This window comes from Nonomuraea sp. NPDC049607 (assembly GCF_040675375.1).
In the GTDB taxonomy this organism is placed as follows: Bacteria; Actinomycetota; Actinomycetes; order Streptosporangiales; family Streptosporangiaceae; genus Nonomuraea.
This window is the reverse complement of sequence record NZ_JBFAOV010000002.1, coordinates 375,997-395,819: the sequence shown is the minus strand read 5'-3', so window position 1 is coordinate 395,819 and position 19,823 is coordinate 375,997. Positions and strand designations below refer to the sequence as shown.

The following is a 19,823-nucleotide window of genomic DNA, read 5'->3' as shown; positions in this document are numbered from 1 at the left end:
ATTATCGGCAGGCGCGCTGGCTGACACAGGGACACCGCCAGCGCGCAGACCTCTCACGTCCGTGAGGGGTCTTTTTGTTTTCCAGGACACGGATCCGAAAGAAGAGACTCATGGCCGACGACCGCTTCCACGTCTACGACACGACGCTGCGCGACGGCGCGCAGCAGGAAGGACTCAACCTCACCGTCGTCGACAAGCTCGCCATCGCGCGGCACCTGGACAGCCTGGGCGTCGGTTTCATCGAGGGGGGCTGGCCGGGCGCCAACCCCAAGGACACAGAGTTCTTCAGGCGCGCTCGAACAGAGCTCGACCTGAAGCACGCGCAGCTCGCCGCGTTCGGCGCGACCCGCCGGGCCGGTGTGAAGGCCGCCGACGACCCCTTGGTAGCCGCATTGCGCGAATCCGGCGCGCCGGTCGTGACCCTTGTCGCCAAGAGCCACGACCGGCACGTGGAGCTGGCCCTCCGCACGACTCTCCAGGAGAACCTCGCGATGATCCGCGACACGGTCTCTCACCTTCGTGCGGAGGGACAGCGAGTCTTCCTCGACGCCGAGCACTTCTTCGACGGCTACAAGTCCAACCCAGCCTACGCGCTCGAAGTGCTGCGGACCGCCGCCGAAGCCGGGGCCGACGTCATCGCCCTGTGCGACACGAACGGCGGCATGCTGCCCGACGAGCTGGCCGAGACCGTGCACGCGGCCGTCCAGACCAGCGCCCGCGTCGGCATCCACTGCCACGACGACACCGGCTGCGCCGTCGCCAACACCCTCGCCGCGGTCAAGGCGGGCGCCACGCACGTCCAGGGCTGCGCCAACGGCTACGGCGAGCGCTCGGGCAACGCCAACCTCTTCACCGTCGTCGCCAACCTCCAGCTCAAGCGCGGTTTCGACCTCGTCCCGCAGGAGGCGCTGGCGGACATGACCCGCATCGCGCACGCGATCACCGAGGTCACCAACGTCACCCCCAACTCGCACGCCCCCTACGTCGGCATGTCCGCCTTCGCGCACAAGGCCGGGCTGCACGCCAGCGCCATCAAGGTCGACCCCAACCTGTACCAGCACATCGACCCGGCCGCCGTGGGCAACGACATGCGCATGCTCGTCTCCGACATGGCCGGTCGCGCCTCCGTCGAGCTCAAGGGCCGCGAGCTGGGCTACGAGCTGACCCCGGAGCACACCAAGACGCTGGTCGAGCGGGTCAAGGAGCTGGAGTCGCAGGGGTTCACCTTCGAGGCCGCGGACGCGTCGTTCGAGCTGCTGCTGCGCGACACCGTCCAGGGGGAGCGCCGCCGGCACTTCGAGGTGGAGTCGTGGCGGGTGATCGTCGAGCGTACGAAGGGCGGCGAGCTGGTCAGCGAGGCCACCGTCAAGCTGCGTGCCAAGGGCGAGCGCATCGTCGCCACCGGCGAGGGCAACGGCCCCGTCAACGCCCTGGACAAGGCCGTACGGCAGGGGCTGGAGCAGCTCTACCCGGAGCTGGCCAGGCTGGAGCTGGTGGACTACAAGGTCCGCATCCTCGAAGGCACCCACGGCACGGACGCCGTCACCCGCGTCCTCATCACCTCCAGCGACGACACCGCCGAGTGGGCGACGGTGGGGGTGGCCGAGAACATCATCGACGCTTCCTGGCAGGCGCTGGAGCAGGCGGTCACGTACGGCCTGCTGCGCGCGGGCCGCGACTGCGGCTGACCCCCGAGGCGACGCTCGCTCCGAGCGGGCTTCGCGGCTGAGGGCCGCCCTCCTGGAGGGGTGGCCCTCGGTCGGGGTCGCGGGGCGAGGGGTGAGCCGGGCGGGCCCGGTGGCGGATCGCTGGGCGCTGCCGGTGTCAGTGAGGAAGGACCACGGCCCGTACGCCGGGGAGATCGTCGAACGCGGCGGAGGCGTCCATGGTGACCACGACGCGCGCGGTGGCCGCCGCCGTCGCCGCGATGAGCAGGTCGTAGGCTCCTCGCTTCTTCCCCTCCCGCCGGACATGGGCCATGAGGCGCCCATGAATCCTGGCGACGTCCGTGGTGTACTCCTCGACCGGAATCAGGGCGAGGGCCTCGTCCACGAACGCCTGCCTGTACGGGCGACGGGCGTCGTCGGCCAGTTCGACGCCCACGAGCAGTTCGGCCACGGTGATCGCCGCGATCGCCACATCGTCGGTGTCCCCGATCACCGCGTCGATCGCCGCCCTGCCGGGCTCGGCTGCGATGAGCACCCCTGTGTCCAGGATCAGGCGTCGGGCCACGTGTCCCTCATCTCGTCGTCGAACGCCTCGCGGGCTGCGGCGACATCGGTGGCGAAGTCGGCGTCCAAGGAGGCCGCGCTTCTCGCCAGGAACGCCTTGACCATGCGGCCCGGTGCCGTGGGAGCCGGTCCGATCACGGCGATCTGCTTCCCGCCGCGAGTGACCACGATCGTCTCTCCGTGTTCGGCCTCGTCGAGGACGGCGGCGAAGCTTCTGGACGCTTCGGTGGCGGTCATCACCTTCATGGAATCAGATTATCTGATCGATGGGATGTCGTCCGGGGGGTCACCGGGGCGGACGAGGCCTGATTCGTAGGCGTGGCGGACCAGCTGGGCGCGGTCGCGGAGGGCGAGCTTGGTCAGCAGGCCGTTGATGTGGGTGCTGACGGTCGCCTCCGTGATGGACAGCGTGCCGGCGATCTCGGTGTTGGACAGCCCCCGCGCCACCAGCCGCAACACCTCCTCCTCCCGGGCGGTCACCCCCATGGCCGCCGGGGACGCCGGTGGGGCCGTACGCCGGTAGGCCGCCACGACGCGCCCGGTCACGGCCGGGTCCAGCAGGACGTCGCCGCGCGCCGCGCTGCGGATGGCGGCGAACAGGTGCTCGGGCGGCGACACCTTGAGCAGGAACCCGCTGACCCCGGCGTGCAGGGCGAGGTCGAGGTTCTCGTCGGTGTCGTAGGTGGTCAGCATGATCACCCGGGGCGGGGCGGGGGCCGCGAGGATGCGTCCGGCGGCCTCCAGGCCGTTCAGGCGGGGCATCGCGATGTCGAGCAGGACGACGTCGGGACGCAGGCCGCGGGCCAGCTCCACGGCCCGCTCCCCGTCGGCCGCCTCGCCCAGCACGGCCAGGTCCGGCTGGGTGCCGATCATCAGGCGCAGCCCGGCTCTGATCATCGCCTGGTCGTCGGCGATCACCACGCCGATCCGTCCGGGCTCGTCGTCGGGGTCGGGGGAGGTAGGCGTCACAGGGGGAGCACCGCCCGTACCGCGAAGCCGCCCGCGGGGAGGGGGGCCGCCGTCAGCGTGCCCTCGAAGAGGGCGGCCCGCTCGCGCATGCCGATCAGGCCGTGGCCGCCGCCCCCGCCCGACGGCGGCCGGGCTCCGCGCGGGCCCTCGTCGGTGACCTCCAGCCGCAGCTCTCCCGGCAGGTACGTGACGTTGACCGCCGCCCGCGTCGGGCCGGCGTGCTTGAGCGTGTTGGTCAGCGCCTCCTGGACGATCCGGTACGCCGACAGATCCAGCCCGGGAGGCAGCGGCACCCGCTCGCCCGACATCGCCGGCGTCACGTCGAGCCCCGCCGACCTGAACTGCTCCAGCAGGTCCTCCAGCCGGTCGAGCCCGGCCTGCGGGAGCGGGTCGCCGGCCTGCGTGCCGCGCAGCAGGCCGAGCATGCGCCGCAGCTCCTCCATGGCCTCCCGCCCGGCCGCCTCCACGGTGGTGAGCGCCTGCCGTTCGGGCTCCTGGTCCGCGCGCAGGAGCAGCCGTACGGTGCCGGTGTGCATGGTCATCACGCTGACGCTGTGCGCGACGATGTCGTGCAGCTCGCGGGCGATGCGGGCACGTTCCTCCTGCACGGACTCGCGGGCCAGCAGCTCGCCGCGATCGGCCGCCTGCACGGCCAGCACGCGGTGGCGGCGTACGGCCAGCCCGGCTCCGGCGGCGATGGCGCACATCACCAGCGCCACGGCGACGTCCCCCCAGCCCGGCGGCGGCGAGGACGTCGCCAGCATGCCGGCCACGAACACGCCCGTCAGCCCCAGCCCCGCCACGGCCTTCACGCTGTCGGCGCGCACCTCGGCCAGCAGCGTGCACAGCAGCACGAGCTGGGTGTAGAACTGCCAGGCCGCGGGCGGCCCGAGCGCCAGTGCGAACGTCGCGATGTCGGCGGCCGAGAAGACGGCCAGGGTCGCGAAGGGGGCGCGCGTCCTGAACAGCACCCCGGCGGCCGTGACCAGCCCGGCGGCGACCCACAGGAGCACATGCGAGCGCGGGGAGGCCATCGAGCGCACGCTGACCTCCTCCGCGACCGCGAACAGGGCCACGATCGCCGCGACGAGCCAGTCGACCGGGGAGGGGGAACGGCGGTGGAGCATGAGCCGAGAGTAGCCTGCCCGGATTGTCACCTTGTGCAGCGAGTTCGGGCGAAAACCTGCCGCGATGCGCTGCGGAATCCGCCGTGAGGGGGACGCCGGATCCAAGCCTGCCTTGACGACCGGCCCGGCGGGCGACGCCTACCGTGCCCGGCATGTTCACCGACGCACTCCTCATCCGCCGCTTCCTGGCCGGCGCGAGCCTCGTCCTGGCCCCGGTCTGCCTGATCCTCGGCATGATCTTCGACCCGTCCCGGCCCGGGGTCGAGGATCCGCTGGTCTACGCGCGCAACCCGGGCGCGGTGGGCGTCAGCGCGACGCTCCTGCACTACGCCTGGGCGCTGTTCGTGCCCGCCCTGATCGCCGCCTGGCAGCTGCCCGGGATGATCGGGTCCTTCCTGGGGCTGGTGCTCGTCGCGGTCGCGTACGCGCGGGCTGGGCTGGCCGGCTGGTGGTTCCCGGCGGGCGTGCTCGTGGGCATCGTCGTGTGGCTGTTCGGGGCGAGCGCGTGGAACCTGGTCCTGGGGATCGGCGGTCCGGTCATCCTGCTGGCCGCGTTCGGAGCCGTCGGGGTGTCGATCATCCGCATGGCGGTCGCGCGGGAGCGGGCCGTCTAGAGCCGGTCCGGGCCGCCGTCCTCGTCCAGCCAGGCGACGACGTGGGTCGTGAAGCTGTCCGCGAGGGTCAGGGGCTCGCCGCCGAGCAGGAGGAGGGCGACGAGCTGGTTGACCCCGAACGCGCGCTCCCACGTGACCGCCCGCCGGTAGGTGCCGGCGTCGACGGCGTCGCGCAGGGTGTGCCAGCCGTGCCAGCCCATGAAGGCCGCGTCGATCGCCGGGTCGAACAGGTGCGCCCGGTCCCAGTCGAGGACGCCGACCAGCTTGCCGTTCTCGTCCCAGTGGACGTTGTCGCCGACCAGGTCGCCGTGGACCAGCGCGTCGGGGACGGGTTCCAGGGCCAGGGCGTCGTCCAGGCGTCGCCGCCCTTCGTCGCGCCACCTGGCGGGGAAGCGGGGGAGCACCTCCTCGGCGAGGATCGTGCTCCAGCTCGCCGGCCCGGCGTACGCGCGCGGGGCGGGCAGCAGGGCACGCAGCTCCGGGGTGACCGGAAGTTCGCGGAGGGCCCCGAGCAGCTCGCCGATCAGCGCCGGGTCGCCCTGGCCCGCGTCGTGCCCGGCGCCGCGCACCCAGGACACCGCCACGGCCGCGCGCTCCCCGAACGTCGTCACCGGCGTCAGCGGCTCGGGCACGGCGAACGGCAGCCCGGCGGCACCGATCGCGCGCAGCAGCTCGGTCCGCCGCGGCAGCGCCTCGGACACGCTCGGCCGCCGGCCGACCCGCACGGCCGCCACCCCGGGCACCAGGACGACGTCGTGCATCCCGCCACGGGCCAGCCGCGCCGTGTCGAGAGGAGCGCCGGGCACGAGCACGTCGGCGATCTCCATCAGATCAGGGGGTACGGGCTCGCTCATCGGGTCATTTCTTCCGCGCCGGACGTTCCGCCCGAGCCTACGTGGGTCCGGAGCGGTGCCCGGCCTCCATACGATGGTGATCCATGAGCTTCAGTGTGCTGGGCGTGCACGCCCATCCCGACGACGAGGCGATCTGGACGGGCGGCACCCTCGCCAAATACGCCGACGAGGGCGCGCGGACGGCCGTCGTCACCTGCACGTGGGCCGAGGGCACCCAGCGCGCGCAGGAGCTGGAACGGGCCCTCGACATCCTCGGCGCGGGCAAGCCCCGGCTGCTGGGCTTCGCCGACGCGAACAAGCCCGAGTCCGCCCCCGGCCGCCCGCGCTTCCTCGACGTGCCGTTCGACGAGGCGGTGGGCCTGCTGGTCGAGCACATCAGGGACGTCAGGCCCGACGTCGTGCTCACCTACGACGGCTTCGGCGCCTACGGCCACCCCGACCACGTCCACGTGCACCGCGTCACCCTGGCCGCCGTCGAGGCGGCCGGGTACGACCAGCTCCATCGCGACGCGGGCGAGCCCTGGCGGCCGCACGCGCTCTACCTGGCGACCGTCCCGCGCTCGGTCGTGACGTCACACTGGCGGGCGGTCTTCGGCGCCGACCCTGAGCCGGGCCAGGCCCTGCCCGGGGTCCCCGACGACCAGGTCTCGGCCGCGATCGACGTGTCGCGCTGGTCGGAGCGCAAGTGGGCGGCGATGCTCGCCCACGAGTCCGAGGTCGGGCGCGGCGCGTCGATGACCATGCTGACCGGGCTGCCGGAGCGGGCCCGCGCCCAGATGCTGTCCAACGAGTGGTACCGCCGGATCGCGTTCTAGAGCAGCCCGGCGGAGAGGGTCTGGCCCTCGACCTTGAGCTTGCCGCCCGAGCACGACACCTTCGGCGAGTCGGTGCCCGGCACGATCACCGTCAGCAGCGACCTGGCCGCCGGCGACACCACCACGTTGGTGGCCTCCTTGGCCAGGTACGTGGGCGACACCCAGCCCAGCTTGCCGCCGCGCTCCACCTTCTGCCCGCCGACCCGGCGGCACGCGGAGAACTGCATCAGCGTCACCTTGAAGGCGCCGTCGGCCAGCACCACCTTGCCGCCGGAGTTCGAGACGACCTTGTACGAGGGCGCGAACCGCCACAGGTTCCTGACCTTCTTGCCCCCGGAGGCCGTGTCGAGCACCGCCATCAGGTCCTGGCCGTGGTTCACCAGCACCGCACGCGTCCGGCTCACGCCGTAGGCCTTGTCCGTGAGCCGGAAGGCCTGCCGGTCCTTGCCGTAGGAGGTCTTGGTCAGCTTGGACGAGGTACGCGGCCGGAACCGGGCCCCCTCGACCGTCGGCACGTTGTGCGCCTCGGGGGAGAGCGTCCAGTAGCGGTAGGCGCTCTTCTCGTAGGAGTGGAAGCCGCCGTCCATGAGGATGTCGTGGCCCTGGGCGTAGTACGTGACGCCCAGGTGGTCCTCGTGCCCGTGGAACTTCATGCCCGGGCCGAACCTGATCGAGTAGTACGACGAGTCCGGCTTGCCCCAGGCCGTCCGGGCGTAGACGTAACCGGCCTTGTAGACCTTGACCTTCTGCTTCGGGGTGCCGGTCTCCATCTTGGGCTCGGTCTCGGCGCTGCCGTCGCCGATCGGGGCCATGTAGCCGTTGGGCATCGTGGAGTGGGCGATGAAGTCCTTCAGCGCCTCGGCCCGCCGGCTGATCTCGGACGGCACCTTGCGGTCGCAGGCCTTCATGTTGGTCATGGCGACCTGGAGGCGGCCGTACACGTAGACCGCGTAGCGGGGGGCCTGCTCCATGAGCGCGCCCTGGGAGTCGACGTCCAGTTTGACCGTGCCGGTGAGCCGCCTGGAGGCCAGGTTCGACCAGTCGGAGCGGCCGTAGCGGCAGCCGATGCCCATGAGGGCGATGTCCTGGTCGATGCCGTGGTTGTGGCCCTTCTTGTACAACCGCGCGTCCGACAGCAGCTTGGCGTGGTCGGCCAGGCTGTCCTTCAGCCAGCTCTCCTTGACGTGCATGCTCAGGCACAGCAGCGGCTGCGTGCGCAGCGAGACGGGGTGGTCCTTCCACACGTACGGCTTGGTCGCGGCGGCGCCGCGCCGGTTGCTCGCCACCCAGTCCTTGGTGATCTCGGTGGCACGATCCAGGTAACGCTGCTCGCCGGTGTTCTCGTAGGCCACGACCAGGGTGCCCATCCAGCGCAGCGACTGGAAGACGAACTCCCACGACCGGTTCCGGTACGGGCTCGCCCCCCAGTCGACGTTCTTGCCCAGCTTGTACGCCGGCAGCCCCACCAGGGAGATCTCGCCCTTCATGACGTCCTCGGCCGTCGGCGTGCCCGGCAGCCAGTCTCCCTGGCACTGCGCGGTGCGGGTCACCTTGTCGGCGGCCTGCGCGGGACTCACCAGCCCGCTGGTCGCGAGCATGAGGGCAAGAGGTATCGCGAGCCGGCGCACGCCAGGGTTCCTTCCGGACAAAGAAGTGAGGGCGGGACATGCTTTCGGAATCACGATCAAGCGGTCAAGTCGCGTACCGGATCGTTAACGGCCCGATGCCCACCGGTGCCTGCGGCAGCGCGGATGTCATGCTGAATCCGTGAGATACGACGACATCGTGATCCCTGACACGCCAGCCTGCCGGGGTGCGCTGGAGGTGGCCACGCGCTACCAGACGCCCTCGCTGCTCAACCACTCCGTGCGCGCCTACCTGTGGGCCGCCGCGTACGCCCAGAGCAGGGCGATCGACTTCGACGCCGAGCTGCTCTACGTTTCGTCGATGCTGCACGATGTCGGCCTGGTCGCCGAGTTCGACAGCCAGACGGTGCCCTTCGAGGAGGCCGGCGGCCATGTGGCCTGGGCGTTCTGCGCGGGGGCCGGCTGGTCGCCCGAGCGCCGGCTGCGCGCCTCCGAGGTGATCGTCCGGCACATGTGGGAGGAGGTGCCGCTGGAGGAGGACCCGGAGGGTCACCTGCTGGAGCTCTCCACCGGCATGGACATCTCCGGACGGCGTACCGAGGACATCCCCGACGGCGTGCGGCGCGAGGTTCTGGAGCGCCATCCGCGGCTGGAGATCGCCAAGGAGTTCGCCGCCTGCATCGCCGACCAGGGGGCGCGCAAGCCGTCGAGCATCGCCGGCCGGTTCGTCCGCAACGGGGCCGCCGACCGGATCGCGAACAACCCGCTCGACGCCTAACCCTTGGGCCCGGCGCTCTGCACGACGTCGAAGCTCCACACCTGGGAGCCCGTCGCCGCCGGGCCCTGCCCGTGACCGTGCCCCTGCCCCTGCCCGGCGGCCGCGGCGGCCTGGGCGTGGCCGCGCTGGAACGCCTGACCCTGCTGCCAGGTCTGGAAGTCCTCCTCGCTGCGCCAGCGCGTGTAGACGAGGTACTGGTCGGTGCCCTCGACCGGCCGCAGCAGCTCGAACCACTCGAACCCGTCGGCCGACTCCACCATCCCGGCCCGGCCCGAGAAGCGCTTCTCCAGCTCCTCGCGCATCTCGTCGGGCACGGTCAGAACGTTGATCTTCACGATGGACAACGGAGGACCCCTCTCGGCGAAGCCTTAGCGCACGACCCGCTGCGTCGCAGGTGAGGGCTCCAGGCTAACGCGGGCCACCGCCGGCACGTGATCCCTGTCCAGCGCGTCCCGCAGGTTCGGCAGGGTGACCCTGGACAGGTGCTCGCTCAGCTCGGCGATCGGGGCGGCCTCGTCGGCGGCCACGCGCAGCCGTACCTCGGGGTGGCCGCGCGGGCCGACCAGGTCGGCGTCGGCGTTCAGGACGGCGGGGCTGGCCTCGACGTCGGCGGCGACCGCGTGGGCCATCCCGCCCGCCGCGATCTCGGTGACGCCGTCCGGGCCGCTCTCCAGGCGCAGCCGGGTGCGGGCGTCCCTGCGGCCCTGCACGACCAGCCAGCGCAGGGCCAGCAGCGCGACCAGGACCGACACGGCGGCCACGACCCACCACACGAGCGGGCTGTTGCCGGCGAAGAACCCGCGCGTGCCCGCGTCCACGATCGGCGTGGACGGCCCCAGCAGGCCCCGGGCCAGCGTCAGGCCGCCGAGGACGGCCAGCACCAGGCCGACCAGGGCCAGCCCCCAGCGGTTGCCGCGCCCGGTCCGCCTGTTCATCGCCGCTCCTTGACGTTGACCGCCACCTGGTACGGCTCCACCGGGTCCAGCCCGGCGAGCCTGGTGAGCACGGCCTCGCGCACGGCGTGGCCGAAGCCCTCGTCGTCCCAGCCGGACGTGGCGGGGGTGACGGCGACCGTGCGGCCGCGCAGGGTGGCGTGGGCCGAGCGCACCCCCGGCACCTCCTCGGCGGCGTGCTCCAAAGCCCTGGTGAAGCTCTTGGGACGCACCCCGATGATCAGGTCGGGGTCGCCGGTCCGTACGGGGACCATCCGCGGCCGTCCCGGCACCAGGGCGGTGACCAGCAGCGCCAGGCCGATCAGCGCGACGATCGCGGCCCCGGCCAGGACCAGCGGGTGCGACCATGGCGTCGTGGACGCCCACGCCAGCATCCGGTCGTACGGCAGCCATCGCAACGGGCTGCCGACCAGCGCGGACACCGTCTCGGCGGCGACCAGCAGGCCCAGCAGCGTGAGCAGGACGGCGACCACGATGGCGGGCGCCCGGCGCTGCGGCCGGAACGCGCGCACCGCGGCCCGGTCGGCCCCCTTGTCGCGCGGCGGCACGGCCTCCGCCCAGCCCCGATGGGCCCCGGCCCCATCCGCCGGGACGGCCCCCCGCACCTCCTCAGGCTCTTCGGGCGGGAGGGGGCGGGTCATTCCGGGCCTCCCGCCAGATCGGTCATGATCACGTCGAGGCGCGTGACGTTCAGGCCGGTCTGCATGGCCACCCGGTTGCGCACGTGCTCCCGCAGCCGCGCGGCCACGGCGTGCAGCGGGGCCGGGTAGGCGACGGTCACGTTCAGCTTCAGGGTGGCCCGCTCGCCGCGCACCTCGGCGCTGGACGAACGCGTCCACGGCACGCCGCCCAGCTGCACGTCGCGCACCTCGGGAACCTCCCGCGCCGCGCAGCACGCGATCTTGGCGACCACCCGGTCGGCGATCTCGGTACGGCCCCGCCGCTCCGGCTCGTCCCCCGGCGCGAGCCGCTGCCGGGGGACCGTCACCTGGGGAGCGGTCGTGATCATCGCCGCCTCGCGGTCAGGCCCGACAGGTTCAGTTCGCCGGTCTCGGCGATCTTGCCGACCAGGAAGCCGACCGCGCCGAGCACGAGGACGAGCAGGAACGCGCCGAGGCCGCCGAAGGCCCCCGCGAATCCGAGGATGATGCCGACCATCATGCCGATGACCGGCAGCCAAGGGACGTTGCTCATGATTCCTCCACCACGTCGTCGATGCGTACGTTGACGGGACGCCCGCCGGTCAGCTTCCACACTGCCTGGCGGACGTCCTCGGCGGTCTCGGGCAGCGGCCGTTCCAGGGTCGCCACGATGGCGACCTCCACCACGTCCCCGCCGGTCGAGACGCCCCTGACCCGCTCCCCGCGCAGGTACGTCGCCACCGTCCCGAACGGGCCGCCGGAGAGCCCCGCCACCCCTGGGCAGGCCCGCACGAGCTCGGCCAGCGCCTCGGCCTCCGCCTCGGCGTCGGTCTCGGTGTCGGCCCTGCCACAGGCGGGGGCGTCGGGCCGGGTCATTGGACCCGGGGCTCCGGCTGCTCGATGACCTCGCGGCGACCGTCGCCCATTTCCCTGTCCTTGTCGCGGTCCTGACCGGGCAGGTGCACGTCGTCGACCCTGATGTTGACCTCGGTCACCTCCAGGCCGCACATGCGCTCGACCGCCGCGATGACGTTCCTGCGCACGGCGGCGGCCAGGTCCGGGATCGCGGTGCCGTACTCGGCGACCAGGTCCATGTCCACGGCCGCCTGGCGTTCTCCCACCTCGACCGAGACGCCCTGCGCGACGCTGCGTTCCCCGCCGACCATGCCGCGCATGCTGCCGAGCGCCCTGGCGGCGCCGCCGCCCATGGCGTGCACGCCGGAGACCTCGCGTGCGGCCAGTCCGGCGATCTTGGCGACGACGACGTCGTCGATGCTCGTCGTGCCCTTGTCGGTGACCAGCGGGTTCGCCGATCCGCCGTCCTGTGTTCTGGCCCGCGGTACGGCAGAGGTCTGGTTGACCATCGTGTCCGGCACGTTCCATCACCCCCTAGAAGTCTCTAGATAGGCAGAGATATCCGGTTAATCACCTCCGATACCCAACAAAACGGACTCTGGGGGCATTTATGGAGGGTTCCTGACTTTGCGGCGGTGGGCGGACCCCTGCGACGGCGGCGATAGCCTTGTCAGGTGCGTATAGCGAGGTTCTCCACAGGCGAAGGCGTGTCGTTCGGCGTGGTCGAAGGCGGCCCTGGCGAGGAGTTCGTCTCCACGGTCTCCGGCCATCCGTTCGGCCAGGTGCAGTTCACCGGTGACCGCTTCCCGCTGTCCCAGGTGAAGCTGCTGGCCCCGATGTTGCCGAGCAAGGTCGTCGCCATCGGCAGGAACTACGCCGAGCACGCCCGCGAGATGGGCAACGAGGTGCCCGACGAGCCGCTCATCTTCATGAAGCCGTCCACGTCGGTGATCGGCCACGGGGAGGCCATCGCCTACCCGACCTCGCTGTCCGACCGGGTCGACTACGAGGGCGAGCTGGCCGTGGTGATCGGCAGGCTCTGCCGCGACGTGCCCGTCGACCGGGTCAAGGACGTCATCTTCGGCTACACCTGCGCCAACGACGTCACCGCCCGCGACCTGCAGAAGAAGGACGTGCAGTTCACCCGGGCCAAGAGCTTCGACACGTTCTGCCCGCTCGGGCCCTGGATCCAGACCGATCTCGACGCGAGCGACCTGGCGCTGACCACCACGGTCAACGGCGAGATCCGGCAGAGCGGCCGCACCAGCCAGCTCATCAACGACATCCCCGCGCTGGTCGCCTACGTCAGCGCGGTCATGACGCTGATCCCCGGCGACGTCATCCTGACCGGCACCCCGGCGGGCATCGGCCCGCTGGAGATCGGCGACGAGGTCAGCGTCGGCATCGAAGGCATCGGCACTCTCACGAACAAGGTGGTCTCCCGTGACTGATCTACGGGTGCGTTTCGCCCCGTCCCCGACCGGCATGTTCCACGTCGGCGGCGCCCGCACGGCGCTGTTCAACTGGGCCCTCGCCGAACAGTCCGGCGGCCGCTTCGTCCTGCGCGTCGAGGACACCGACGCCACGCGCAACCGTCCGGAGTGGACCGAGGGCATCATCTCGGCGCTCGACTGGATCGGCATCAACGGCACCAACCCGGTGTTCGAGGGCCCCTACTTCCAGTCGGCCTACGAGCCGCAGCACCGCGAGGCCGTGGCCAAGCTGCTGGCCGACGGCAAGGCGTACCACTGCGACTGCACCCGTGAGACCCTGGTGGCCCGCACCGGCTCCGAGCACAAGGGCTACGACGGCTTCTGCCGTGAGCGCGGCCTGACCGAGGGCGCGGTGCGCTTCCGCACCCCCGACGAGGGCGTCACCGTCGTCGAAGACCTGATCAGGGGCAACGTCGAGTTCCCCAACGAGGCCCAGGAAGACTTCGTGATCGCCCGCACCGACGGCTCGCCGCTCTACGTGCTGGCCAACGCCGTCGACGACATCACCCAGGGCATCACGCACGTCGTGCGCGGCGAGGAGCACCTGGGCAACGCCGCCAAGCAGGTGCTGCTGTGGCCGGCGCTCGGCTCGAACCCGCCGGTCTGGGCCCACCTGCCGGTGATCGTCAACGAGCAGCGCAAGAAGTTGTCCAAGCGCCGCGACAAGGTGGCCCTGGAGGACTACCGCGACGAGGGCTACCTCGCCGAGGCCATGGTCAACTACCTCATGCTGCTCGGCTGGGGCCCCGGCGAGGACCGCGAGATCATGCCGTGGGCGGAGATGGTCCCGCTGTTCAAGCTGGAGGACGTCAACTCCGCCAGCGCCTTCTTCGACGAGAAGAAGCTGCGGGCCTTCAACGGCGAGTACATCAGGGCGCTGCCGCTGGAGACCTTCGAGGAGCGCTGCTCTCCGTACCTCGACCCCGCCTGGGACCGCGAGCTGTTCAGCAAGGTCGCGGCGCTGGCCCAGACCCGCATCGCCGTGCTGTCGGAGATCAGGCAGAACGTCGACTTCCTCTTCCTCGACGAGCCCGTCTTCGACCAGCCGTCCTGGGACAAGGCGATGAAGAACTCCCCGGAGGAGATCCTCGGCGCCTACCTCACCCGCCTGGAGACGGTCCCCTGGGACGCGGAGTCGCTCAAGGAGGCCCTGGAGGAGGTCGGCGCGCCGCTCGGGCTCAAGCTGGGCAAGACCCAGGCCCCCGTGCGCGTGGCGATCACCGGCCGGACCGTGGGCCTGCCGCTGTTCGAGTCGATCGAGGTGCTCGGGCGCGAGCGTGCCACGGAACGGATCCGAGCGGCGCTAGGGCGCCTGCGAGGCTGAGCGACGACCCGACGGCCATCGACAGCCACACCCCCGTGACGCCGAGCCACGAGCTCAGCAGATAGGCGAGGGGCAGCTGCACCGCGAAGCCCGCCAGCGTGGCGGCGAGCAGGCGGCTGCCCCTTCCGCTTGCCTGGAGCACCCCCCCGACGGCGATGAGCCCGCCGAACGGCACCAGGTAGAGCGTCATCCACCGCAGGAAGCCCACGGTCACCGCCGGATCGCCGGTGAACAGCCCGGCCGCGGGCGCGGCCACCAGGTTGAGCACGACCGCGACCACCGCGCCCGTCACCAGCCCGAGCCGCAGCGGCGACCCGACCGGCTCCGACCGCGCGGTACGGATCATCGCCGCCTGGCGCAGCGCGTAGAAGACCATGACGCCCGCCAGCATGATCTTCTGACCGATGCCGTACCCGGCGACCTCGGCCGTGCCGAACCCGGCCACGATCTCCACCAGCGCCATGCCCACCAGGGAACGGGCCAGGAAGTCTCCCGACATGGGCAGGCCGGTCCGCAGCACCTCCCCGGCGAGCAGGCCGTCGCCGGGGTCGGCGCGCAGCCGTACGACGGAGGTGACCGCCACCCCGAGCGTGACCAGCCGCGCCGCCACGGTGGCCAGCGCGGCCCCCTGGACGCCCAGGTCGAGGCCGTAGATGAACAGCGGGTCCAGGACGATGACCAGGGCGTTGCAGATCAGCGCGTTCCGCATGGGGGTCTTCGTGTCGCCCAGCCCTTTGAGGATCGCGTCCACGACCGTCTGGGCGAAGAACACCGGCAGCCCGCCCAGTGAGATCAGGAAGAACCCCGCCGTCGGCCCGGGATCGTCGGTGAACAGAGCCGCCAGCGGCTCGCGCAGCAGCACGCCCGGGACGGCGACGGCCACCGAGAACGCGGCCCACAACATCCACCCCGTCCTGATCACCGGCCCGATCGGCGCCTGCCCGTCACGCCGCCCGACGAGCACGGTCACCCCCGTCGGGACGGCCAGGAACAGCCCGTAGGCCAGGTACTCGGCCGTGGTGCCCACGGTGACGGCCGCGATGGCCCCCTCCCCGAGCCCCGAGACCCACAGCAGGTCGATCACGCCCACCGCGACCACGGCCGTGAGCAGCTCCACGTAGATGGGGAGAGCCAGCCTGAACATCAATACCTCGTTTCGTTGTACCTCTTTTAGAGGTATAGCGTTACGATGCGGGCCATGGCAAGCGGCGGGGATCTGTCCCTCACCATCCTGGGATTCCTGAACGAGCGTCCGATGCACGGCTACGAGCTCAAGGCCCGCCTGACCGCGCTCACCGGCCACCTCCGCCCGGTCAGCGACGGCGCTCTCTACCCCGCCATATCGAGACTGGAGGCCAAGGGCCTGGTCGAACGGCACGAGGAGGCGGGCGCGGCGGCGGCCCGCAGGCAGGTGCTCACGCTCACCGGCGAGGGCCGCCAGGAGCTGCTGCGGCGGCTGCGCGACCCGAGCGAGCTCGACATCAGCGACCAGACGCGCTTCTTCGCCCTGCTGACGTTCCTGTCGGCGCTGCCCGACCCCGCCGACCGGTCAAGGGTGCTGCGCCTCAGGCTGGCCTTCCTGGAGGCCCCGGCGAGCTTCTTCCACGAGGGCGGCCGGCCCGTCCGGATCAAGGACGAGCCGGACCCGTACCGGCGGGGCATGCTGGAGATCGCCCGGGCGTCGAGCCGGGCGGAGAAGGAATGGCTCCGGCAGCGCATCGAGGAGCTGCCGGAGCCGTAGGGGAGACGATTCCCGGGGGAGGGGACGGTCAGTCGAGGCCGCGGCGGGCCAGCAGCGGCCCGATGCCCGGCTCGCGCCCGCGGAAGTTGCGGAAGGCGGTCAGCGGGTCGAGGCTGCCGCCCCTGGAGAGCAGCTCGCGGCGGAAGTGGTCGCCGTTCGCCCTGGTCAGGCCGCCGTTCTCCTTGAACCACTCCACGCTCTCGGCGTCGAGCACCTCGCTCCAGATGTAGGAGTAGTAGCCGGCGCTGTAGCCGCCCGAGAAGATGTGGGCGAAGTAGTTCGTCCGGTAGCGGGGGCGCACCAGCGCCACGTCGATCCCGGCCGCCTCCAGGGCCGCCTGCTCGAACGCCTGCGCGTCGGCCACCTGCTCGCCGGCCGCCAGCCGGTGCCAGGCCCAGTCGAGCAGCGTGGCCGCCAGGTACTCCACCGTCGTGAAGCCCTGGTTGAACTTCTCGGCCGCGTGCAGCTTCTCCACCAGCTCGGCGGGCATCGGCTCGCCCGTCTCGTGGTGCTTGGCGTAGTTGGTCAGGACCTCCGGCCAGGTGGCCCACATCTCGTTGACCTGCGAGGGGTACTCGACGAAGTCACGCGGCACGCTGGTGCCCGACACACGCGGGTAGCGCACCTCCGAGAACAGCCCGTGCAGCGCGTGCCCGAACTCGTGGAAGGCGGTGTTCACCTCGTCGTACGTCAGCAGCGTCGGCCCCGAGGCCGGCTTGGTGATGTTGAGGTTGTTCATCACCACCGGCAGCTCGTCGAACAGGTACGACTGGTCGACCAGGTTGTTCATCCACGCGCCGCCGCGCTTGTTCGCCCTGGCGTAGGGGTCGAGCAGGAACAGGCCCAGCGGGGCGCCGTCCTCGTTGAACACCTCGAAGACGGCCACGTCGGGGTGGTAGCCGTCCAGGTCGGGCCGCTCGGTGAAGGTGAGGCCGTAGAGCTTGGTGGCGGCGAAGAACACGCCGTCCCTGAAGACCCGGTTGAGCTCGAAGTAGGGCCGCATGGCGTCGGCGTCGAAGTCGTAGCGGGCCAGCCGCACCTTCTCCGAGTAGTACGACCAGTCCCACGGCTCGATCGCGAACCCGGCCTGCCCGGCCAGCGCCTCGGCCTCCTTGCCGGCGTTGCGCACGGCCGGGCCGACGAGCTGGCCGAGCATCTCCTCGACCGCCTCGACGGTCTTGGCCGTCTGGTCGGCCACCGAGTAGGCGGCATGGTCGGGGAAGCCGAGCAGCGCCGCCCGCTCGGCCCGCAGCGTGGCCATCTGGACCGCCCGCCCGAAGTTGGCCGGGGCGCGGCCGACGCTCAGCTCGTACAGGCGGCGGCGCACGTCGCGGTCGGTGAGCTGGGCCAGGCCGGGCTGGTTGGTGAAGTTCAGCAGCGGCAGCGCGTACGTGCCGTCGTCCTGGCGCAGCGACTCGATCCTGGCCTCGTCGAAGCCGTCGAGCTCCTTGGCGTCCGTGACGACCAGGGCCTCCTCGGTGGACGCCTTGAGCAGGGTCTGCGCGAACTCGGTCGAGAGCTTCGACAGCTCGCCGTTGAGCTCGCGCAGCCGGTCCTGCTGCGACTCCGACAGGTCGGCCCCGGCCCGGACGAAGTCCTCCCGGTACTTCTCCAGCAGCCACGCCTCCTCGGCGTCGGACGTGCCGACCTGCTTGATCCGCGCCCACAGCGCCCGGTTGAGGCGGATCGCGTCGTTGTGCGCGGTCAGCTTCGGGGAGATCTCCTTCTCGATCTCCATGATCCCGTCGCTGGAGTTGGACGCGGCCATGCTGAAGAAGACCGTGGCCGTACGGCCGAGAACGCGCCCAGAACGCTCCAGGGCCGCGATCGTGTTGTCGAAGGTGGGCGGCTCGGTGCTGTTCGCGATCGCGTCGACCTCGGCCAGGTGCTCGGCCATGCCGCGCTCGAACGCGGGCAGGTAGTGCTCCTCGCGGACGTCCGCGAACGCAGGCAACTGGTACGGCAGGCTACTAGGGGCGAAGAACGGGTTCTCGGCCAACGCTGGGGCTCCTCCACGTGGTGTTTTGTCCTCTTCAGCTTGGCACGCCGGAGCCCGTGCCGCAGTCCGCCGGAGACCGCTTCGGCAATCGTTTTGGTCTTACCCCCCGAGCTGGGCTATTCTTTCGGACGTCGCCAAGCGCGCTCCTCGAAGGGGTTCGCAGCGGTGGGGTATGGTGTAATTGGCAGCACGACTGATTCTGGTTCAGTTAGTCTAGGTTCGAGTCCTGGTACCCCAGCAAGTCACCGAAACGGATGTCTCCTTGAGAGACGTCCGTTTTTTCGTGTCGGCGGCCCGTCAGGTCGCCAGGGCGTCCAGGATCCCGCTGATCCTCCCGTACTCCGCGGCCGTGGCCGCGTGCCCGGTGTCGACCGTGCGCACCTCGAACCTGTTGCCCGGGGGGGCCGCGTCCGCCTCCCTGATCATCCGGTCCTGCAGCGCGAGCGGGATCAACCGGTCCCGGGTGTGCCTGATGTACGTCCGCGGCACCCGCCCCCAGGCGTCCGTCCTGCCGCGCGCGTCCGCGGCGGAGACCAGCAGGCTCTCGTCCGGCAGCAACGTGTTGAGCAGCGCCAGGAACTCGCCGTCGGCCGCCGCGGCCATGAACGCCTTCTTGGCCGCGGCCAGGAACGCCGGGTCGGACGTCCGCCAGTTCATCCGCACCGCCATGAGCGCCGTGGGGTCGCCGATCAACCCGGCCACCAGCCCCTTCGCCAGGCCCGTGGCGGCCTCGGGTGTCTCCAGGTACTCGGCCGGCGAGCGCAGCCGCGTGCAGCAGAAGGCCGTGTCGTGGACCAGCCGGTCGAGCAGGTGGGGGACCTCGTCGGCGGCCTTGGTGACCGCCGCTCCGCCGAGGCTCCCGCCCACCAGGACCACCGAGCCGTACGCGGCGACCCTGCGCACGACGTTCACCGTGGCCTCGACGTAGTCGTCCAGGGCCACCCCGGACACCGGCGAGGGCGCGGTGGCCAGCGCCGCCGGGTCCTGCGGGGCCTGGTAGGCGCGGCTGAACTGCTCGGCGGGCAGGTGCCCCGGCAGCTCCACGCCCACGGTCCGGTGCCCGCGCAGCGTCAGCTCCGGATCTCCCTGTGCCACGCCGCCGGCCCCGGTGACGAACACGAACGTGGTCACCCGGCCGGGCCGGGATCCGCTCTCTCGATCGCTCATGGGCCGATGTTCGCCCAGGCCGGCAGGCTGCACATCGCCCGTCCGGCGGTCCGTACGGCTGAGTCCGCCCATCCACCGATCGGTTGACCCGGGCGGCGTGCCGGGCTGGAGGCGTGAGCCGGGCACCAGGACGTGAGCGTCTGCTCCACGTCGCGCTCGGCTACGGGTTGCTGGCGATCTCCGTGGCCGCCGCCGCCGTCCCGTGGCTGCATTCCCGGCGGCACCGGCAGGCCGTTCTCGTCGTCCCGTACTACGTGCTGCTCATGGGCCTCGCGGGCGCGCTGGTGGCGGGCAACCCGGCCCTCGTCGTGTTCGCCTCGCTCGGCTACCCCCTGGCCGTCGCCCTGCTGCCGACCCGCCTGGTGATGGCGGGCGTGACGCTCACCGCCGTGGTCGTCGTCGTGGCCCAGGCCGGTCCCGGCGCTCCCGCCGGGCTGTTCACGGTGGCCGGCGGCGTCGCCGTCCCGCTCGCCCTGGCCGGCTGGTATGTCTCCGCCGAGAGCGACAGGCGCCGCCGCCTGATCGGCGAACTGCGTACCGCCATGGAGAGAACGCCGACCTGCACGCCCGGCTCCTCCACCAGGCCAGGCGGGCGGGCGTGCTCGACGAGCGGCAGCGTGTGGCGGGCGAGATCCACGACACCGTCGCACAGGACCTGGCGGCCCTGATCCGCAAG

The 19,823-nt window shown here is 71.5% G+C and carries 23 protein-coding genes, 1 tRNA gene and 1 pseudogene; 9 read left to right on the top strand and 16 right to left on the bottom strand.

Annotated features, from left to right (window positions below):
• Positions 1 to 110: 110 nt before the first annotated feature.
• Positions 111 to 1,688 carry a citramalate synthase gene (gene cimA, locus AB0J97_RS06155; protein WP_364085110.1) on the top strand — a complete coding sequence of 526 codons (1,578 nt, stop codon included), beginning with the start codon at positions 111 to 113 and terminating at the stop codon, positions 1,686 to 1,688.
• Between the two features lie 136 nt (positions 1,689 to 1,824).
• Here cimA and AB0J97_RS06150 read toward each other — a convergent pair whose 3' ends face one another.
• The 4 genes from AB0J97_RS06150 to AB0J97_RS06135 are packed head-to-tail and all read right to left on the bottom strand — an operon-like array spanning position 1,825 to position 4,327.
• The gene (locus tag AB0J97_RS06150) at positions 1,825 to 2,232 is read right to left on the bottom strand and encodes a PIN domain-containing protein (RefSeq protein ID WP_364085107.1); all 408 of its coding nucleotides are present in this window, start codon (positions 2,230 to 2,232) and stop codon (positions 1,825 to 1,827) included.
• Entirely contained in the window at positions 2,217 to 2,477 is a 261-nt protein-coding gene (locus AB0J97_RS06145) for a type II toxin-antitoxin system prevent-host-death family antitoxin (RefSeq protein ID WP_364085104.1), read from the bottom strand. Before AB0J97_RS06145 ends, AB0J97_RS06150 begins: the two co-directional genes overlap by 16 nt.
• Before the next feature lie 9 nt (positions 2,478 to 2,486).
• Positions 2,487 to 3,200 (bottom strand): response regulator transcription factor, encoded by a 714-nt coding sequence (locus AB0J97_RS06140; RefSeq protein ID WP_364085101.1) that lies wholly within the window; start codon positions 3,198 to 3,200, stop codon positions 2,487 to 2,489.
• On the bottom strand, positions 3,197 to 4,327 hold the full coding sequence (locus AB0J97_RS06135; RefSeq protein WP_364085098.1) for a sensor histidine kinase: 1,131 nt from the start codon (positions 4,325 to 4,327) through the stop codon (positions 3,197 to 3,199). The genes AB0J97_RS06140 and AB0J97_RS06135 overlap by 4 nt, the downstream gene beginning before the upstream one ends.
• 152 nt (positions 4,328 to 4,479) lie before the next feature.
• On the opposite strand from AB0J97_RS06135, the gene AB0J97_RS06130 reads away from it, so the two are divergent.
• Positions 4,480 to 4,941, top strand: coding sequence for a hypothetical protein (locus AB0J97_RS06130; protein WP_364085095.1), 462 nt, complete (start codon positions 4,480 to 4,482; stop codon positions 4,939 to 4,941).
• Here AB0J97_RS06130 and AB0J97_RS06125 read toward each other — a convergent pair.
• Positions 4,938 to 5,795 (bottom strand): phosphotransferase, encoded by an 858-nt coding sequence (locus AB0J97_RS06125; protein WP_364085092.1) that lies wholly within the window; start codon positions 5,793 to 5,795, stop codon positions 4,938 to 4,940. The two genes, AB0J97_RS06130 and AB0J97_RS06125, sit on opposite strands and share 4 nt — an antisense overlap.
• Before the next feature lie 83 nt (positions 5,796 to 5,878).
• On the opposite strand from AB0J97_RS06125, the gene AB0J97_RS06120 reads away from it, so the two are divergent.
• Complete coding sequence (locus AB0J97_RS06120) at positions 5,879 to 6,610, top strand: PIG-L family deacetylase (RefSeq protein ID WP_357697624.1); 732 nt, start codon at positions 5,879 to 5,881, stop codon at positions 6,608 to 6,610.
• On the opposite strand, the gene AB0J97_RS06115 is transcribed toward AB0J97_RS06120, so the two are convergent.
• A complete protein-coding gene (locus AB0J97_RS06115; RefSeq protein ID WP_364085087.1) occupies positions 6,607 to 8,238 on the bottom strand; it encodes a heparinase II/III family protein in 1,632 nt (543 codons plus the stop codon). The genes AB0J97_RS06120 and AB0J97_RS06115 overlap by 4 nt on opposite strands.
• A 139-nt stretch (positions 8,239 to 8,377) precedes the next feature.
• On the opposite strand from AB0J97_RS06115, the gene AB0J97_RS06110 reads away from it, so the two are divergent.
• Positions 8,378 to 8,974, top strand: a complete 597-nt coding sequence (locus AB0J97_RS06110) for an HD domain-containing protein (RefSeq protein ID WP_364085084.1) — start codon at positions 8,378 to 8,380, stop codon at positions 8,972 to 8,974.
• Here the strand turns inward: AB0J97_RS06110 and AB0J97_RS06105 are convergent.
• The 7 genes from AB0J97_RS06105 to AB0J97_RS06075 are packed head-to-tail and all read right to left on the bottom strand — an operon-like array spanning position 8,971 to position 11,944.
• A complete protein-coding gene (locus AB0J97_RS06105) occupies positions 8,971 to 9,318 on the bottom strand; it encodes an antibiotic biosynthesis monooxygenase (RefSeq protein ID WP_357697630.1) in 348 nt (115 codons plus the stop codon). The genes AB0J97_RS06110 and AB0J97_RS06105 overlap by 4 nt on opposite strands.
• A 24-nt stretch (positions 9,319 to 9,342) precedes the next feature.
• On the bottom strand, positions 9,343 to 9,909 hold the full coding sequence (locus tag AB0J97_RS06100; protein ID WP_364085080.1) for an alkaline shock response membrane anchor protein AmaP: 567 nt from the start codon (positions 9,907 to 9,909) through the stop codon (positions 9,343 to 9,345).
• A complete protein-coding gene (locus tag AB0J97_RS06095; protein WP_364085077.1) occupies positions 9,906 to 10,568 on the bottom strand; it encodes a DUF6286 domain-containing protein in 663 nt (220 codons plus the stop codon). The genes AB0J97_RS06100 and AB0J97_RS06095 overlap by 4 nt, the downstream gene beginning before the upstream one ends.
• Positions 10,565 to 10,936, bottom strand: a complete 372-nt coding sequence (locus AB0J97_RS06090) for an Asp23/Gls24 family envelope stress response protein (RefSeq protein ID WP_364085074.1) — start codon at positions 10,934 to 10,936, stop codon at positions 10,565 to 10,567. The genes AB0J97_RS06095 and AB0J97_RS06090 overlap by 4 nt, the downstream gene beginning before the upstream one ends.
• Complete coding sequence (locus tag AB0J97_RS06085) at positions 10,933 to 11,121, bottom strand: hypothetical protein (protein WP_364085071.1); 189 nt, start codon at positions 11,119 to 11,121, stop codon at positions 10,933 to 10,935. Before AB0J97_RS06085 ends, AB0J97_RS06090 begins: the two co-directional genes overlap by 4 nt.
• A complete protein-coding gene (locus AB0J97_RS06080; RefSeq protein ID WP_364085068.1) occupies positions 11,118 to 11,444 on the bottom strand; it encodes a hypothetical protein in 327 nt (108 codons plus the stop codon). Before AB0J97_RS06080 ends, AB0J97_RS06085 begins: the two co-directional genes overlap by 4 nt.
• On the bottom strand, positions 11,441 to 11,944 hold the full coding sequence (locus tag AB0J97_RS06075; protein ID WP_364085065.1) for an Asp23/Gls24 family envelope stress response protein: 504 nt from the start codon (positions 11,942 to 11,944) through the stop codon (positions 11,441 to 11,443). Before AB0J97_RS06075 ends, AB0J97_RS06080 begins: the two co-directional genes overlap by 4 nt.
• 153 nt (positions 11,945 to 12,097) lie before the next feature.
• Here AB0J97_RS06075 and AB0J97_RS06070 point away from each other — a divergent pair, with 153 nt between their 5' ends.
• Both AB0J97_RS06070 and gltX read left to right on the top strand, forming a co-directional pair.
• Positions 12,098 to 12,874 (top strand): fumarylacetoacetate hydrolase family protein, encoded by a 777-nt coding sequence (locus tag AB0J97_RS06070; protein ID WP_364085062.1) that lies wholly within the window; start codon positions 12,098 to 12,100, stop codon positions 12,872 to 12,874.
• Positions 12,867 to 14,240, top strand: coding sequence for a glutamate--tRNA ligase (gene gltX / locus AB0J97_RS06065; protein ID WP_364085059.1), 1,374 nt, complete (start codon positions 12,867 to 12,869; stop codon positions 14,238 to 14,240). Before AB0J97_RS06070 ends, gltX begins: the two co-directional genes overlap by 8 nt.
• Here the strand turns inward: gltX and AB0J97_RS06060 are convergent.
• Positions 14,134 to 15,384 (bottom strand): MATE family efflux transporter, encoded by a 1,251-nt coding sequence (locus AB0J97_RS06060; RefSeq protein WP_364085056.1) that lies wholly within the window; start codon positions 15,382 to 15,384, stop codon positions 14,134 to 14,136. The two genes, gltX and AB0J97_RS06060, sit on opposite strands and share 107 nt — an antisense overlap.
• A gap of 54 nt (positions 15,385 to 15,438) precedes the next feature.
• Between AB0J97_RS06060 and AB0J97_RS06055 the strand changes: the two genes are divergently transcribed.
• On the top strand, positions 15,439 to 15,981 hold the full coding sequence (locus AB0J97_RS06055; RefSeq protein ID WP_357697650.1) for a PadR family transcriptional regulator: 543 nt from the start codon (positions 15,439 to 15,441) through the stop codon (positions 15,979 to 15,981).
• 28 nt (positions 15,982 to 16,009) lie between these two features.
• On the opposite strand, the gene AB0J97_RS06050 is transcribed toward AB0J97_RS06055, so the two are convergent.
• On the bottom strand, positions 16,010 to 17,980 hold the full coding sequence (locus tag AB0J97_RS06050) for a M3 family metallopeptidase (RefSeq protein ID WP_357697652.1): 1,971 nt from the start codon (positions 17,978 to 17,980) through the stop codon (positions 16,010 to 16,012).
• Between the two features lie 166 nt (positions 17,981 to 18,146).
• Between AB0J97_RS06050 and AB0J97_RS06045 the strand changes: the two genes are divergently transcribed.
• Positions 18,147 to 18,218, top strand: a tRNA-Gln gene (locus AB0J97_RS06045).
• A gap of 59 nt (positions 18,219 to 18,277) precedes the next feature.
• On the opposite strand, the gene AB0J97_RS06040 is transcribed toward AB0J97_RS06045, so the two are convergent.
• The gene (locus AB0J97_RS06040; RefSeq protein ID WP_364085051.1) at positions 18,278 to 19,147 is read right to left on the bottom strand and encodes an alpha/beta hydrolase; all 870 of its coding nucleotides are present in this window, start codon (positions 19,145 to 19,147) and stop codon (positions 18,278 to 18,280) included.
• Between the two features lie 202 nt (positions 19,148 to 19,349).
• On the opposite strand from AB0J97_RS06040, the pseudogene AB0J97_RS06035 reads away from it, so the two are divergent.
• Positions 19,350 to 19,811: pseudogene (locus AB0J97_RS06035) on the top strand (hypothetical protein); the annotation flags it as partial.
• Between the last annotated feature and the right edge of the window lie 12 nt (positions 19,812 to 19,823).

Coding starts and splice junctions, on each gene's coding strand:
- cimA (WP_364085110.1), top strand. CDS start 111: ATGGCCGACGACCGCTTCCACGTCTACGACACGACGCTGCGCGACGGC.
- AB0J97_RS06145 (WP_364085104.1), bottom strand. CDS start 2,477: ATGAAGGTGATGACCGCCACCGAAGCGTCCAGAAGCTTCGCCGCCGTC.
- AB0J97_RS06135 (WP_364085098.1), bottom strand. CDS start 4,327: ATGCTCCACCGCCGTTCCCCCTCCCCGGTCGACTGGCTCGTCGCGGCG.
- AB0J97_RS06130 (WP_364085095.1), top strand. CDS start 4,480: ATGTTCACCGACGCACTCCTCATCCGCCGCTTCCTGGCCGGCGCGAGC.
- AB0J97_RS06125 (WP_364085092.1), bottom strand. CDS start 5,795: ATGAGCGAGCCCGTACCCCCTGATCTGATGGAGATCGCCGACGTGCTC.
- AB0J97_RS06120 (WP_357697624.1), top strand. CDS start 5,879: ATGAGCTTCAGTGTGCTGGGCGTGCACGCCCATCCCGACGACGAGGCG.
- AB0J97_RS06100 (WP_364085080.1), bottom strand. CDS start 9,909: ATGAACAGGCGGACCGGGCGCGGCAACCGCTGGGGGCTGGCCCTGGTC.
- AB0J97_RS06095 (WP_364085077.1), bottom strand. CDS start 10,568: ATGACCCGCCCCCTCCCGCCCGAAGAGCCTGAGGAGGTGCGGGGGGCC.
- AB0J97_RS06090 (WP_364085074.1), bottom strand. CDS start 10,936: ATGATCACGACCGCTCCCCAGGTGACGGTCCCCCGGCAGCGGCTCGCG.
- AB0J97_RS06085 (WP_364085071.1), bottom strand. CDS start 11,121: ATGAGCAACGTCCCTTGGCTGCCGGTCATCGGCATGATGGTCGGCATC.
- AB0J97_RS06080 (WP_364085068.1), bottom strand. CDS start 11,444: ATGACCCGGCCCGACGCCCCCGCCTGTGGCAGGGCCGACACCGAGACC.
- AB0J97_RS06060 (WP_364085056.1), bottom strand. CDS start 15,384: ATGTTCAGGCTGGCTCTCCCCATCTACGTGGAGCTGCTCACGGCCGTG.
- AB0J97_RS06055 (WP_357697650.1), top strand. CDS start 15,439: ATGGCAAGCGGCGGGGATCTGTCCCTCACCATCCTGGGATTCCTGAAC.
- AB0J97_RS06040 (WP_364085051.1), bottom strand. CDS start 19,147: ATGAGCGATCGAGAGAGCGGATCCCGGCCCGGCCGGGTGACCACGTTC.